We start from the raw sequence: 14,669 nt of genomic DNA, 5'->3' as shown, positions 1-14,669 counted from the left end.
CGAATCGTGCCCTGTCCCAGTTCTAGAGACGACCCATGACCGGCGTCCACTCGACGATGCGATGTTCCGGTACCAGGCCGTGGATGACGAAGGGATCGTGGGTAAAAAGCTGTGCGACCGTGTCGGTCGTATCGGACTCGACGAGGATGAAGGCACCGCTGTCATCGGCGTACGGACCGCAGGCGATGACTGTCCGGCGGTCGACCAGTTCGGAGAGCCATGCTCGATGTTCGGATCGGTACGTGTCACGGCCTGCGGCGGTTTGGGCTGAGTAGGTGTAGTCGACGACGAAGAGTGGCATGGGTTCTGATTCCTCGGGGTTGCCTCAGGGGGTGGATGCCGCAGTCGAGCGGCACACTGCGGTGCGCAGTGTGCCGCCCCATGTCGGCGTCAGCCGAGCAGTTCGTAGATCAGCAGGCCGGACAGGGACAGGATCGAGAGGAATCCCAGAGCGCCGATGATGTTCTTCCACCAGGTGTTGCGGAGGTTGCCCATCAGCTGGGAGTTGTTGCTCATCACGAAGAGCAGGAGTCCGAGGAACGGTGCGATCAGCACGGTCAGTGCCTGGGCGAAGATGATCAGCTGGACAGGGGATTTCGTGAACAGGATCGTGATCATGAGTCCGAAGCCGAGGATCACGGCGCTGGTGCGTTTGGCTGTCGGTGTGCTGGGGGACGGTCCTTTGCCGAGCGCGTCGGAGAGCATGGTGCCTCCGGCGGTGGCGTTGGCGACCATCGCGGAGAACGCGGCCCCGGACAGCCCGAGCGCGAAGATCGTCGATCCGATCGGGCCGGCGATGGGTTCGAAGATCTTCGCCAGGCCTGCGAGGGTGGTTGCTTCGGTGTTCTGGCGGCCGAGGACGGCGGCGGCGACGATGATCACGAGCGAGGTCATGATGCCGGGTGCGACGATGCCCGGGATGGTGTCGGCGATGGTGGTTTGCCGGTATTCGGCTGCGGTGCGCTTACGTTCGTGGGTGCCGTAGGAAGTGAAGAAAGCTGCGTTGAGGGAGAAGTTGGTGCCGACGAGGGCGACGACGAGCAGTTGTCCACCCGGCGGGATGCTCGGGACGAGTCCGTGCACGGCCTGGAACCAGTCGGGCTGGGCGATTACGGCGCTGAAGACGAAGGTGGCTGCGAGGAGGGCGACGATCACCAGCAGGACGCGTTCGACGGTTCGATAGACGTTGCGGAACAACAGGATCAGTCCGACGAAGACTGTGCAGACAGCGGACCACACTATCGGGGACCCGCCGAAGACCATCGACAGTCCCAGGCCGGATCCGACGGCGTTGCCCACGGAGAAACACAGGGTGATGATGAAGACTCCGACGCCGGCGGAGACGCCGACACGTCGGCCCAGGATGTCCTTGACCGAGCTGATCATGGACGCGGGGGTGCGGATGCCGAGGCGGACGCTCATGTCGGCGTAGACGAGCATGAAGATCGTCGAGACGGCGATCACCCAGATCAGGGAGTAGCTGTACTCGCTGCCGGCCTTGACGGCACTGGCGAGGTTGCCGGGCCCGAACTGCCACGCTCCGGCGATGAACGCAGGACCGGCCATGGCCAGGGTCCGAACCCAGTACCGGCGCTGGGGCCGGACGCGACCTCCGGGCGGCGGAGGGGTGTCTGCGACCACTGAACCGCCTCCGACGGGATCGGCTGATGTACTCATCGATGAGCCTACTTTCTGGTGTTCGAACCGCAGACGAGGAGTGTGGCGCAACTGACGAGGGTCATCCGACGCTGCCGGCTCGGAAGGGGCGAACGGAACCTGCGGCCGGGAGTGGGCCGGGTCTGCTGCGGGCGGTGCCGGCCGGCCCGGGGTGTCCGGGCCGGGCGGCAGAACCGGCACGCGACGCGGTGGCACCGCGTGCGGCGGATTCGGTGAATCCGAAGTGACGGGTCGAGCGGGGTCAGGCGTGGGCGACGACCGAGGTCAGCTCGGCCGACTGCAGCGCAGCGGCGATTTCGGCACCTGCGCCCTCGGCCAGCGGCAGCAGCGGTGAGCGCACGGTGGCGTGTTCGAGGATTCCGCGGGCGACGAGTCCTTCCTTGAGGGCGACGGTGCCTTCCATGTGCGAGCCGCGGTGGTAGACGTTCGCCGTCACCGGCAGGAGGCGGTCGTGGATCGCCCGGGCCGCGGGGTAGTCCTTGGCCTTGCCTGCCGCGATGAGTTCGACCAGCGGCTCGGGCGCGAGTCCGCCGTAGCCGACCAGCAGGCCGTCGACGTCGAAGATGGTGTGCAGCAGGTACTCGTCGTGGCAGCTCAGGATCTGCAGGTCGGGGTTCTCGCGGCGCAGGACCGGGATCTCGCGGTCCCAGCGGCGCATGTTCCGCACGCCGTTCTTGGTGGCGAACACGCCGGGCTGGGCGGCGATCTCGAGCTGGGTGTCCAGGTTGTACGTGGCCTTGGTGGCGTCGGGGTACTGGAACAGGATCAGTGGCAGCCCGGACCCTTCGTGAATCGCCTTGTACCGATCCTGCGGGGCGCCGTCCTGGTAACCGAACCGCAGCCATCCGTGGGAGGGGTACACCAGGCCGGCCGAGGCGCCCGCGTCGACCGCGCGGCGAGCCTCCTCCACGGAGACCGCGGTGCCTTCGCCGGTGATGCCGGCGATGATCGGCAGCCGGCCGTCGACGGAGTCCTTGAAAGCGGCGATGACGCGAACCTGCTCGTCCTGGGTGAGGAAGGTGCCCTCGCCGGCGTGTCCGAGCACGACCAGGCCCTTGACGCCGTCGACACTGCCGAGCCACGAGCCGAGGCGCTGGATGGCGTCGTAGTCGACGTCGCCGTCACGGGTGAAGGGTGTCACCGGCGCCGGGGTGAGGCCGCGGAGGTCGAGTGTGCTCATGATCGCTCTTTTCCATCGAAGGAGACTTTTGCAAACGTTCCCGGGAACGTTCCCGTGAACGATTTCATAGTGCGATACGATCGTGTCTGTGTCAAGGGTCACGTTCCGAATCGGATGTGATCAGGCCTTACCTCACGCGCGGAGGACCGGGCCGAGGCGGTAGAGAGGAAGACCATGGAAGCCAATGGGAGCGCGCCCCAGCGGGCGCGGGACGGTAAGCACGTCGTGACGCTGCGTGAAGTGGCGGACGCAGCGGGTGTGAGCACCTCGACCGTCAGCCGAGTGCTCGACGATCGCGTGCCGCCGTCCCGCTCCGCGACCGCCGAACGAGTGCGGGCGGTCGCCGATCAACTGGGCTACCGGCGCAACACCTTCGCCTCCGGCCTGCGCCGCGGGCAGACCGCGACGATCGGCGTCCTCGTCCCACGGTTGAGCGACACCGTCATGGCCTTGATGTACGAGGCGATCAGCCGAGCCGCGACCCGCCTCGGCTACTTCACGGTCGTCGCCACGACGGGGGACAACCCCGCCGACGAGTCCGACGCGGCGAGGACGCTGCTTGCACGGAACGTGGACGGCCTGATCGTCGCCTCGAGCCGGCGCGACGACCCCCTGCCGCGCGAGCTACGGGAGCGCGGCGTGCCCCACGCTCTCGTGCTCAGAACCGACGGAATCAGCCCCTCCTCGGTCGGCGACGACGAGGCGGGCGGTTATCTCGCCACCCGCCATCTGATCGACCTCGGGCACACCGACATCGCCGTCCTGTCGGGCCCGTTATTCGCGTCCACCGCCGTCGGTCGTCTGGCCGGGGCGCGAAAGGCGCTCCGGGAAGCGGGAATCGCGGAAGTGCCCGAGTGGATCGTCGAAACGACGTTCGGCATCGAGGACGGCGAGGAGGCCGGGAACCGGCTCTTCCGCTCCGCGTCCCGTCCGACCGCCGTCTTCGCCGCCAACGACAATCTCGCGCTCGGAGTCGTCGCCGCCGCGCACCGATGCTCGTTGACCGTCGGCGACGACGTCGCCCTGGTCGGCTACAACGACATCCCCCTGTCGCAACGTCTTCCGGTCCCGCTCACCTCGGTCCGCACACCGTTCGACCAGATCGCCGCCACCGCGCTCGACCTGATGCTCGCCACCACCCCCGTCGACGAACCGATCCGGCGCGCGATGCCCACCCTGATCCCGCGGCGCTCGTCCGGATCGCACCGGGCCACGATCGCGGCGGGCCCGGCGACCGCCACCGGAATCGTGTCACCGGGACGAACAATGACTGACGATTGACCGGCAGGCGACCCGCGCCACTCGGGCTCGGGCCGCCGACGGACAGTCCGGGATTCTCGGTCGGGCGGAACCTGAAGAAGATCGGACTGCGCCAGCAGGACACGGCCGAACTCGCAGCGGCGCACGCGGAGGCGGCGATCCGGCACGCGACCGCATACGTGCAGGACCGCAAGAATTTTCGGAAAGCCGGTCGCCGCGTTCAGAACACCAAGTTGTTCGGCACGGAAGTGGCGGCTCGAGTGATGATTTGGGGTTGTGAGCGTGAGTGTTTCGAATCCGCGCGCCGGGATCAAGCCATGGACGTCGTCGAAGTCGTCCTGCTAGCCGGCGACGGGTACCCGGGTGCCGACGGTGGTGGCTGCGCGTCGGACTTCGGGGATCAGTTGGGCGATTCGGGTGTCGGTGAGGGAGTCGGCGGGTCCGGTGACGCCGAGGACGGCGACCAGGGTGCCGTCGGAGGCTCGGACGGGGGCGGTGACGGAGGCGATGCCGTAGAGGCGTTCGCTGACCGACACGGCGAAGCCGTCGCTGCGGATCTTGTCGAGTTGGGCGAACAGTTCCGCTTTCGACAGGGTCGCACCGCTCGCCAAAGCCATGTCGCCGATACCGCTGACGATTTCCTCGACGTCCGCGGTGTCGAGATGAGCGAGGATCGTCTTCCCGGCGCCGCCCAGGTAGAGCGGCAGGCGCTCTCCGACGGGGAGGATGTAGTTGAGAGGGTTGTCGCTTTCCACCCGGGCGATGAGCACTCGGGAGGATTCGACCTTCACGTACATCGACGCGGTGAACCCCGTACTCGCGGCGAGCTGCTGCAACGTGGGCTGGGCAAGGACGCTGAGCGGATTGGTGACCATGAAAGCGTGCGCGACCGCGAGCGCAGCGGGGCCGGCGGTGTAGGTGTCACCGATGCGGGCGGCGTACCCGCGTTCGAGAAGCACGCCGAGGATCCGCTGCACGGTCGCAACGTGCAGCGAGGCGTGGCGGGCGACCTCGCTGAGTCGCAGGGGTTGCTTGGCCTCCTGGAGAACACCGAGCACGTCGAACGCGCGGTCCAGGGAACGCATGTTGTTGGTCGGCGCCGCCATGTTTCCTCCTCGATACACCTACTTTCGATGAAACTTATCATTGTGCGATAAACCTGTCAGCGGATGGCGGTCGCGTTACAGGGCGAACCGACCCCGCCGACGAAGTTCAGTGGCTTGACGGTGAGCAGGGCGTCCCAGGTGTGGGTGTGGCGGCTGTCCTCGGCGAGTGCGGTGAGGTTCCACAGTTCGCCGAGCGGGACGCCGAGTTTGCCGATCAGTTCCTGGTGCATCATGCCGGCGTCCTCGGGGGCGGACTCGGCGAACGGACTGTCGGGGAGGACGGGGAGAACTTCGACGGCGAAGGTGTCGGTGCCGAAGAGCGCGATCTTGTTGTTCCACAACCACTGTGCGAGGTAGCGGCTCTGTGCGAAGCCGGTGGCACGGCGGCCGGTCCGGACCTCGTTGCGTTGGTCGTCGGTGGCGGTGAGGTACCAGTGCGCCCAGCCGGTGTGAACGAGAATCAGGTCACCTTCGCGGATCTCACAGCCCTGGCGCTGCGCGGCGGCGTCCATATCGGCCGGGTCGAGCGCCGGACCCTGGGCGTGGTCGAGCGGATGCCCGCGTTCGGCGTGGAGCGCTGCGAGGTCGAGGAGCAGCCCACGGCCGACGATCGGGTCCTGCGACCAGGCCTGGATCCCGAGAGCGGGACTACCTTCGGTGATCCGGTCGTCGGGGACGCCGCCGTAGAAGCCGTGCCCGGACACCCGCCGGTGGCGCAATCCGTCGAGATGACTGCTGGCCTGCAGGTAGAAGCCGTCGAGTAGGTCGTCACGGGATTCGGCGTGCGCGGAGACGATGGTGTGCTTCGGCGCCGTGCGCGACCGGGCCATCGGTGGGTCGAACGCCCCGAGCGGATAGTCGAGGGCGAACACCGCACCCCGGGTGACCAGGGTGGCGGCGTCGCGGACCTGCGCGGGGCCGGCGAAGTTCGCCGTCCCGCGGTCCCGGTTGTCGAAGATGCCCCAGCTCGACCCGGCCGGTGCGTCGTCGGTGCGGGCGCACAGGTCGGCGTAGGTGGAGTCGGCACCGATCGTGTTCACGGGCCTGGTCATCCGACGTGTTCGGCGGTGCGGGCGGGAGAGTCCTCGTTTCCGAGGGCGTCCTCCTCTCCGCCGTGGTGGAAGTACGACAGGACGAAGGAGAGTAGTCCGGCGATGCCCGCGGCGCCGTAGGCGTAGGGGGCGAGCAGTTCCTCGACGTGGGTGACGACGACGCCGTCGCCGAGGATCAGTCCGACGGTCTGGCCGAGCACGATCGCCAATCCGCCGAGCAGGAATGCGACGACGCTGATGCGGAATAGGGTGGAGAAGCATTTCTGGAACATGATGTGTCCTGTCGCGGGATTAGACGGGGAGGAGTCCGAGGGCGATCAGTACCCCGATGCCGAGGATGGGAATGCAGTAGTACTTCAGGAGTGGCATGAAGATCTTCGACGGGTCGATCCGGGCGATCCCGGAGGCGACGTAGATGGGGGCGCCCGAGGGTGGGGAGGCGCCCTCGGTGGACGCGAAGACCAGGACGGCGGCCGCGGCGACGGGGGCGGCGATGCCGGTGCCGACCAGGGCGGCGACTGCGACGGGACCGACCGAGGCCATGGTGGCAGAGGCGGTCAGCGGGATCGCGATGATGACGATGATGATCCCGACGAGGATCGCCATCAGCCAGGACGGTGCGCTGAGGCTTTCGAGCATCGCGGTCAGCTGCTGAGGCAGTTTCAGCTTGGCGAGCACCGCCGATGCGGAGAACGCGGCGACGATGGTGATACCGATGACGCCGAATTGGGGGGCGGCGTCGCCGAGGACCTTCCACCAGCCCGTGCTGGTTTTGGGCAGGTGCCGGCGCCCGAGGAAGAGCACCAGCAGGATCATCAGGACGGGGATCCAGGTGATCAGGCTCAGCGCACTCGACATCACCAGGTCGGTGTAGTGCGCGATGGGTGCGGCGATCGGACCGCGGGTGAGTAGTAGCGGGATCAGGATCGGGACGAACAGCAACAGCGAGGTCCACCCGACCCGCAGGCTCCGCTTCACCGGGATTCGGTCTTCCGGGGCGATCGGCTGCAAGCCGTTCTTGCGGACCAGGTAGTAGCTCAGTACCAGTCGGTAGCCGAGGCACCAGAGGCCGGCGATGGCGAGCGGGACGATGATGTCGTCGGCGGCCATCATCCCGGTGACGGTGCTGGACCCGACCAGGATGAACATGGTCGCGCTGAACGGGAACGTCACGCCCATGCCCGCGCAGCCGGCGACGACGGTGGCGGAGAGTTCGCCGCTGACGCCGGAGCGTTTCATCCACGGCACGGTGACTGAGCCGACCGCGGCCGTGACCGAGGCGCCGACATGCGCGATGGCACCGAACATGCCGCCGGCGACGGTGGACGTGTAGATCGGACCGCCGCGCAGGCGGCCGAGGAACGAGTTGAGGATGTCGATGAGCCGGTCGAGGACCGGGGTCTTCGCGAGGATGAAGCTCATGAAGATGAACGCCAGCCCGGCGAACGTCACTTCCTCCTGCATCGAGTTGACGAAGCCCTCCCACATGTATTTCGGGGCGTCACGGCCGGCGAACGCACCGACGACGACGAACCCGACGATCATCGCCTCACCGATGTTGCGTTTGAGCACCGCATTCCAGAAGACGATGGACGCGATGAACGCCAGCAACGCCCAGATGGCAATCATGCCGCGACCTTACGGGCGGCGATGATCGCGGCGCGACGCTGCGCCTCGTCGGCTTCGACCGCCCGGCCACCCGCCAGGCTGGTGAACGCTTCGGCCGCCGGGATGATGATGACGCCGTCGTCGTCGGCGACGACGAGGTCGCCGGGGGCGCAGACGACACCGCCGACCGCGATCGGGACGTCGATCTTGCCGGGGCCGTCCTTGTAGGGGCCCGAGGGGTTCACCGCACGGGCCCACACGCCGAACCCGATTTCCTGCAGGACGTCGATGTCGCGGGCGGCGCCGTCGATGATCATGCCGACGCAGCCGCGGGAGCGGGCGCGTTCGGCGATCAGCTCACCCATCAGGGCACGGTTCTGGTCGCCTTGTCCGTTGATGACGATCACCTCACCCGGTTGTACCTTCGCCAGCGCCTCGTGCAGCGCCTTGTTGTCGCCGGCCCGGGTCCATACCGTGCGAGCACGACCGACGATGCGTGCACCCTTCCACATTGCGTGGATACCCGAATCGACCATGCCCATGCGTTGGCGGGCGTCGCCGATGTTGGCGACCGGAAGGCCGGCGTAGGCCTCGAGCAACTCGTCGGTGGCGCGACCATTCGCGTCGGCGAGAGTGCGGTGCGCCTCGGCCGTGGCGGACGCGAGAACCGGGCGGACACCGAGCGCGTCGAGGAGCTCGACCGAAGCGGCCGCCTCCACCGTGCGTCGAGCGGCGTGCTTGCGGGTGCCGTCCCGCAGCCGGTCGAGGGCTGAGAAGCTGCCGGACAGCTCACCGGCGATCTGCGCACGCACCCACTGCTCGGCGTCGGCGGCGACCCCGGCGTCGACCGATTCGACGATCAACGCGCCGAGGCCCTTCATGAACGTGCTGCGCAGCAGCTTGCGGTTCGAGGCGTCCCCGGGAGCGCCGGCGATGTCCTCGACCGCGGCGCCGAGCGCCTCGAAATACGCGGCCGCCGAAGCCGATCCGTCGCCACTGACCACCAGCGCGGTACGCGCCCCGTGGGCGGGGACGGACCCGACCACCGCGACATCGGCGAACGCGGCGCCGGCCGCGGTGACCACGTCGGCGACCTGCGCCTTGATCTCGGCCGGCGCGGCATTCATGTCCGCGTAGCAGGAACCGTCCGACAGATGCGGTGCGGCGTCGGTCGCCGCCCGCACCGCAACCTTCGCGCTGGTCAGGCTCAGCACCAGATCCGCGCCCCGCACGGTGTCGGCGACGTCGTCGAAGCGCAGTACTCCCGCGGGGGTGGCGGTGTCGGCCGGGTCGAACCCGGTCACCTCCCAGCCCTGTGCGAGGAATCCCGACGAGTAGAGACTTCCGGCTTCGCCCAAGCCGAGGATCGCAACCTTCATAATTTCCTCTCATACTGTGATAACCTCTATCACATGATGCAGTAATGGTGGTCACAGTGAGAGGCGCTTGTCAAGGCGCAGAACGTCCGGGGAGTTCGGTCGGACAGAGGTGCGGGCAGCAGATGCCACGCACCATTTCGGCATGTCGAAAAATCGGTTAGCGGAAGGTCGACGGGCTCGAAGCCAGGTCCAGTGCGCTCCGGCCACGCGCCGCGGAATGAACATCGTCAACGAACGGGTGCCGGCCACAGGGATCGAAAGTGGCGCCTGGTTCGTGAATTTGTTTGGTGCGGGCCAGGTTTTGTCTCGGCTCGACTCGCGCGCTCACCGGAGGTCTATCGGCGGTCGATCATCACGTTCGCCGACACCACCGGATCACGAAGACTGAAACGGGGTGAAGGTTCTACGCCGAGAAGAAGTCTATGAGTTCGCGTGCGATCTGTTCGGGCGCGTTCTCCGTGGGGATGTGCCCCGCATTCGGGATGCGGATAAGCGTGGTGTGCGGGATCTCCGAGGCGAACTGCTCGGCGTACTCCACTGTCTCGAAGGCGTCGTCCTCACCCCAGATCAGCAACTTGGGCGTCGTGGACTGCCGCAGCGCTGGAACGAGATCGAGGGTGTAGCGGTTGTCGGCCGCACCCGCGAGAGCCATCCAGGAACGGCGAACCCGCGCAGCCGACCACGGATCCAGATAGTCCGCTATCCGCCGCTCGGTGGCGGCGCCGGCCAGCGCCGCCGTCACCGCCTGTCGGCGGGCGGCGAGAACGTCGTCGACGGTGGATCCCGCGTGGACTCCCGGGCCCCGGAACCGCGCCACGTGGGGCGCCGGCCAGGAGTCGTAGGTGACCGAGTTGACCAACGCCAGCCGCGACACTTCCAGCCCATCGTGAATGAGGAGATGCTGGGCGACGGCGCCGCCGATGTCATGACCCGCCACGGCGATCGGCCCGGAGATCTTCAGTGCCGACGCGAATCGCACCACCCAATCCGCAAGGGCCGGGACGGTGGCCGTTTCCAGGGTGAGCTCGCCTCCCGAACGCCCCAGCCCGGGGAGATCGACCGCGATCGGCCGCAGCCCCGCCTCGGCGAGGCTGCCCAGCACCGGAAGCCAGACCCGGCTCCAATACGTTCCGTGCAGCAGCAACACCACCGGACCGTCCTGCTCGACGGTCAGGTAGCTGGCCGCTTCGCCGTCGACCTGGACTGCGGTCCTCACAACCGCTTCCGTCATTTCGCTCATGGAACCACTGTGACGGAGGCAGGCCTCCCCGCCCAGAGTCAGAAACGACATTCATGAGTACATTCCTGCCATGAGCTTCCGTCGGATGGAGGCGCTCTTTGATGAGCCGCTCACCGCCGGCCTCGCCGAATGTCGAACCCGACTCGTTCGGTCGAGGGCGTTACCCGAACCGCGTCGTCCACCACCGTGTGACGATGGTTGCGGCGGCGACTACCAGGTCGGAGTCGGTGACCCAGTGACCGGGCGAATGGTCTGGAGCAATGGAGGATTCGACCCTTTCGAGAACGGGGCGTTCGTGCGGGAGGGTTGTCGGATCTACCGGACGTAGTCGGCGCCGGTGATGTCGACGGTGGTTCCGGTGGCGTGCCGGGCGCGTCCGGATGCGAGGAACGCGATGGTCTCGGCGACATCGCCGGGCGGGGTCACCTCACCAGCCTTGACGAACGATTCGAGCGACCCGTTCACCGTCGATGCGACGACACCCGAGCGGATGAGTTCCCGCGCACGCACTCCCGTGATCAGCGGGTAACGCTCGGCCGACGAGCGACGCTGCGGAACAAAGTTTTCCGCAGCGTCGCCTCGTCACCGTGTTACTTCCCTCCGACGATGCCGCTGTCGAGGAGTTTGGCGATGTCGGAGTCGGAGCTGCCGAGGAGGTCCCGGAGCACGCTGCCGGTGTCGTCGCCGACTGCGGAGGCGGGTGCGACGGTGGCGTGGTGGCCGTCGAACGACGCGGGATGCCCGGAAGCGAGGTAGGTGCCGATGCGCGGCTGATCGAGGGGAGTGAACATCGGGTTCTTCTCGAGTTCCCCGGATTTCACGACTTCCTCGAAGGTGCGGTAGCGCTCGGCGAGTACGGACGTCTTCGAGAGTGCCTCGGCCACTTCGGTTGCGGTGTGTTCGCGGAACCAGCGGGCGAACAGGGCCGTGAGGACGTCGCGGTGGGTGAAGCGATCGGTTTCGCGCGCGAAGTCCACGTCGAGTGCGGTGGCGAGTGCCTCCACCGCGGCGGTGGTTCCGGTAACGGCGACAAGGTCACGGAAGTGACGCGGGGTGAGGGCGACGATCATGAACCGTTCGCCGTCGCTGGTGGTGAAATCCGTTCCGTACGTGCCGTAGACCGAGTTTCCGGTCGCCGGCCTGCCGGTGCCGTTGATCTGGACTTCGGTGAGGTAGCCGAGCGTACCGGCGGTGGCGAGCGCGACGTCCTCGAGCGGCAGGCGGATGTGGGTGCCTTCCCCGGTGGCGTCACGGTGCCGGACGGCGGCGGCAACGGCCAGCGCGGCGTACAGCCCACACACCACGTCCCACGCGGGCAGGACGTGGTTGACGACGCCGGCATGATCGGTGGGACCGGTGATGGACGGGAAACCGAGTCCCGCATTGACGGTGTAGTCGACGGCGGGGGAACCGTCGGTGCCACCGAGAACTTCGAGGGTGATGATGTCGGAGCGCAGGGCGCTGAGCGCGTCGTGGGCGAGCCAGTCACGGCCACCGGCGTTGGTGACGAGGATTCCGCCACCCGCACCGGGTGCCGTGACCAGTTGCTGCACGAGTTCCTGCCCCTCGGGGCTTCGCATGTCGACGGCCACGGACCGCTTACCGCGGTTGAGACCGGTCCAGTAGATGCTCTCACCGTCACTCGTGACCGGCCAGCGCTTGTAGCAGGCGGAGCCGCCGACGGGGTCGACCCGGATCACCTCGGCCCCCAGCTGAGACAGCGTCAGCCCGCACAGGGGGGACGCGATGAAGCTGGAGACCTCGACGATCCGAAGTCCGGCAAGGGGAGTGTGGGCAGTCACGAGAGAAGCTCCTTGATGGTGGAGGTCAGGCCATGAGGGCGGTGAAACGCCAGTCGAGGACGGGAACGTCGGAGGCTGCGGCGTTGTGCGCGAACACGAGTGAACGCAGATGCACGACGCCGCCACCGCCGGGCAACGCCTCGGCGCTCTCGATCTCGAGTTCGCTGGTGAGGGTGTCGCCCTCGTGGACGGGACCGGTGTGGTCGCAGGACTTCCAGCCCAGGACCGTGACGAGGTTGGGCAGCGCGCGCGTGGCCTGCCCGAGAGCGATGCCGATGGTGTGCCCGCCGTAGACGAGCCGTCCGTCCGCGCCGACCCGTTCGTCGTGATGGGTGGCCGCGATGTTGAGGGTGAGGCGCGCCAGTTCGGGGGCGCTCGAGACCACATCGCCGCTGCTCCGCAGGACCGCGCCGGCGAGGTCGGTCGAGAAGTGCTGTCCGGGAACCTTGTCGCGGTAGCGGGCGAGGTCCCAGCCCACGGGGGCGGCGAAGGCCTGCTCGGTCTGCGGACCGATCGCGGACAGGTCGTCGGACTTGCGGACGCGGTCGTCGTCGGGGTTCTCGCTCAACGGGAGCATCGCGCAGCGGTAGAAGTCGAGAACGGTGCGGCCGTCCTGGTCGGTGGACGTCATCCGGAGTGCCGCCAGCCCGGTGGGTTTGCGTCCCGGCTTCGCCGAATTCTCGCGCAGGCCCACCACTTCGGTGCGGGTGTACAGGGTGTCGCCGAGATGGGGGAAGTGGTGGAAGCGGAGGCCGCGGTAGAACAGGTTGGCCTTCACGTGGTGCGTGGCGAGCGTGGACTGTCCGATGGCGACGTCGCAGACGAGGCCGGGGTTCGCCACGGCGTCCCCGGATCCGGTGACGGCCCGGGACAGGTGCGCGTCGAGGGGCAGCCGCAGGCGGTCGCCGAGGATGGCTTGATGGGCGGCGGTGAGGCCGCTGGTCAGGGTGACGGCGGGGGCGGTGTCGAACACCTGCCCCACCTCGAGTTCGTCGAAGTACGGTCCACCGACGTACGTCTGGGTGATCGTCACTGCGCACCTACCTGGGCGAGGACCCGTCGTGCGGCCACCGCGACGGCCTCGTCGAGCATCTGCCCGTCGAGTTGCGCGGCCCCGCTGCCCGCGGCCTCTGCGGCGGCGAGTGCGTCGATCACGCGGCGTGCGTCCTCGACTGCGGTGTCGGTGGGGGTGAACGCCGAAGCGGCCGATTCGACTTGCGCGGGATGGATGACCCATTTCCCGTCGAACCCGAGTGCGCTGGTCCATGCTGCCGAGTGGCGGAAGGCGTCGTCGTCGGCGATTCCGAGGAACGGGCCGTCGATCGCCTGGATGCCGGCGGCGCGGGCGGCGACGAGGACGCCGTCCTGGATCGCCAGCCAGTGCTCGGGAAGGGCGGAGCGGGAACGGCCGAGGGCCGCCCCGAGATCGGCGTAGCCGATGATGACGGACTCGAGCCGGGCGACGGACCGGGTGATGTCGCCGATGTTCTGCACCCCGACCGGAGTTTCGACGAGAGCCTGCAATCCGATGTCGGTACCGGCGAGAGCCTGATCGGCGTGCGCGAGATCCTGCGCTGTCTCCGCCTTGGGAACCACGATGCTCGTGAGCGCGGCGCCGAGGGACGCACACAGGGCGAGGTCGTCCTCGGCCCACGGTGTGGTCAGCGCGTTGATGCGGACCGAGACGGCCCGGGAGCCGTCCGACTCGCGCACGAGACGGCGCACGAGGTCGCGGGCGTCGGCCTTCCTGGCCGAGGCGACGGCGTCCTCGAGGTCGAGGACCACCTCGTCGGCGGTCGACCGGAGCGCCTTGACGGCCTTGCGTTCGTCGGATCCGGGGGCCACCAGAACGGCGCGCCTGCGGGTGAGGTTCTGCACGATGCTTCATTCCTAGCGTCCGGGAGCCCGGGTCGGGCTGGTATGTACAGCCCGGGTCGGGCTGATATGTACGGCCAGCCCAAAGGGGCTGCGCTGCTGATGCTGGCAGCGGCGTAGTCGTCATGTCAAGACCGATCGTTGACTTTAGGCAGACATTATCGGATTATGGCCGTACAAATGTTGTGCGAGTGCGAGGTGGAGTGATGGGCAAGCTGAACGAGGAAGAGGCGTACCTGGTCGAGACGGTGCGCGCCTTCATCGACCGCGACGTGAAGCCGACGGTGCAGGCGGTGGAACACGCCAACGAGTACCCCGAGAAGTGGATCGAGCAGATGAAGCAGATCGGGATCTACGGTCTGGCGGTCCCGGAGGAGTACGGCGGATCACCGGTGTCGATGCCCTGTTACGCGCAGGTCACCCAGGAACTGGCCCGCGGGTGGATGAGCCTGGCGGGGGCGATGGGCGGGCACACCGTCGTCGCGAAGCT

15 protein-coding genes are annotated in these 14,669 nt (G+C 67.7%); 2 read left to right on the top strand and 13 right to left on the bottom strand.

The window, feature by feature from the left end:
- Positions 1-22: 22 nt before the first annotated feature.
- The 3 genes from AZG88_RS06770 to AZG88_RS06760 all read right to left on the bottom strand — a co-directional run bounded on the left by AZG88_RS06770 (position 23) and on the right by AZG88_RS06760 (position 2,857).
- Positions 23-301, bottom strand: coding sequence for a YciI family protein (locus AZG88_RS06770; RefSeq protein WP_061045910.1), 279 nt, complete (start codon positions 299-301; stop codon positions 23-25).
- Positions 302-390: 89 nt separating this feature from the next.
- Positions 391-1,566, bottom strand: a complete 1,176-nt coding sequence (locus AZG88_RS06765) for an Nramp family divalent metal transporter (RefSeq protein ID WP_061697283.1) — start codon at positions 1,564-1,566, stop codon at positions 391-393.
- A 352-nt stretch (positions 1,567-1,918) separates the two neighbouring features.
- On the bottom strand, positions 1,919-2,857 hold the full coding sequence (locus AZG88_RS06760; RefSeq protein WP_005250735.1) for a dihydrodipicolinate synthase family protein: 939 nt from the start codon (positions 2,855-2,857) through the stop codon (positions 1,919-1,921).
- A 174-nt stretch (positions 2,858-3,031) separates the two neighbouring features.
- Here AZG88_RS06760 and AZG88_RS06755 point away from each other — a divergent pair, with 174 nt between their 5' ends.
- Positions 3,032-4,138, top strand: coding sequence for a LacI family DNA-binding transcriptional regulator (locus tag AZG88_RS06755; protein ID WP_061697282.1), 1,107 nt, complete (start codon positions 3,032-3,034; stop codon positions 4,136-4,138).
- 320 nt (positions 4,139-4,458) lie between these two features.
- On the opposite strand, the gene AZG88_RS06750 is transcribed toward AZG88_RS06755, so the two are convergent.
- The 10 genes from AZG88_RS06750 to AZG88_RS06705 all read right to left on the bottom strand — a co-directional run bounded on the left by AZG88_RS06750 (position 4,459) and on the right by AZG88_RS06705 (position 14,182).
- A complete protein-coding gene (locus AZG88_RS06750; RefSeq protein ID WP_061697281.1) occupies positions 4,459-5,223 on the bottom strand; it encodes an IclR family transcriptional regulator in 765 nt (254 codons plus the stop codon).
- Positions 5,224-5,279: 56 nt separating this feature from the next.
- Positions 5,280-6,263 (bottom strand): cyclase family protein, encoded by a 984-nt coding sequence (locus tag AZG88_RS06745; protein WP_231913848.1) that lies wholly within the window; start codon positions 6,261-6,263, stop codon positions 5,280-5,282.
- A gap of 8 nt (positions 6,264-6,271) precedes the next feature.
- Complete coding sequence (locus AZG88_RS06740) at positions 6,272-6,547, bottom strand: hypothetical protein (protein ID WP_005250742.1); 276 nt, start codon at positions 6,545-6,547, stop codon at positions 6,272-6,274.
- A gap of 19 nt (positions 6,548-6,566) precedes the next feature.
- Positions 6,567-7,904 (bottom strand): TRAP transporter large permease subunit, encoded by a 1,338-nt coding sequence (locus AZG88_RS06735; RefSeq protein WP_005250744.1) that lies wholly within the window; start codon positions 7,902-7,904, stop codon positions 6,567-6,569.
- On the bottom strand, positions 7,901-9,262 hold the full coding sequence (locus AZG88_RS06730) for an NAD(P)-binding domain-containing protein (protein ID WP_061045905.1): 1,362 nt from the start codon (positions 9,260-9,262) through the stop codon (positions 7,901-7,903). Before AZG88_RS06730 ends, AZG88_RS06735 begins: the two co-directional genes overlap by 4 nt.
- Positions 9,263-9,665: 403 nt before the next feature.
- Positions 9,666-10,502, bottom strand: coding sequence for an alpha/beta fold hydrolase (locus AZG88_RS06725; RefSeq protein ID WP_061045989.1), 837 nt, complete (start codon positions 10,500-10,502; stop codon positions 9,666-9,668).
- A gap of 315 nt (positions 10,503-10,817) precedes the next feature.
- Positions 10,818-11,012: a hypothetical protein gene (locus tag AZG88_RS53385; protein WP_061697279.1), complete on the bottom strand. Its 195-nt coding sequence runs from the start codon at positions 11,010-11,012 to the stop codon at positions 10,818-10,820.
- 80 nt (positions 11,013-11,092) lie between these two features.
- Positions 11,093-12,304 (bottom strand): CoA transferase, encoded by a 1,212-nt coding sequence (locus AZG88_RS06715; RefSeq protein ID WP_005250752.1) that lies wholly within the window; start codon positions 12,302-12,304, stop codon positions 11,093-11,095.
- Between the two features lie 25 nt (positions 12,305-12,329).
- Positions 12,330-13,337, bottom strand: coding sequence for a MaoC family dehydratase (locus AZG88_RS06710; protein WP_005250755.1), 1,008 nt, complete (start codon positions 13,335-13,337; stop codon positions 12,330-12,332).
- A complete protein-coding gene (locus AZG88_RS06705; protein ID WP_005250757.1) occupies positions 13,334-14,182 on the bottom strand; it encodes an HpcH/HpaI aldolase/citrate lyase family protein in 849 nt (282 codons plus the stop codon). The genes AZG88_RS06710 and AZG88_RS06705 overlap by 4 nt, the downstream gene beginning before the upstream one ends.
- Positions 14,183-14,385: 203 nt before the next feature.
- Here AZG88_RS06705 and AZG88_RS06700 point away from each other — a divergent pair.
- The coding region (locus tag AZG88_RS06700) for an acyl-CoA dehydrogenase family protein (RefSeq protein WP_197487789.1) at positions 14,386-14,669 on the top strand (284 nt) is incomplete at its 3' end.

Origin of the sequence: Rhodococcus sp. LB1 (genome assembly GCF_001583455.1) — a bacterium.
Classification (GTDB): domain Bacteria; phylum Actinomycetota; class Actinomycetes; order Mycobacteriales; family Mycobacteriaceae; genus Rhodococcus_F; species Rhodococcus_F opacus.
The sequence above is the reverse complement of the archived record's forward strand: the minus strand, read 5'-3'. Positions and strand labels throughout refer to the sequence as shown.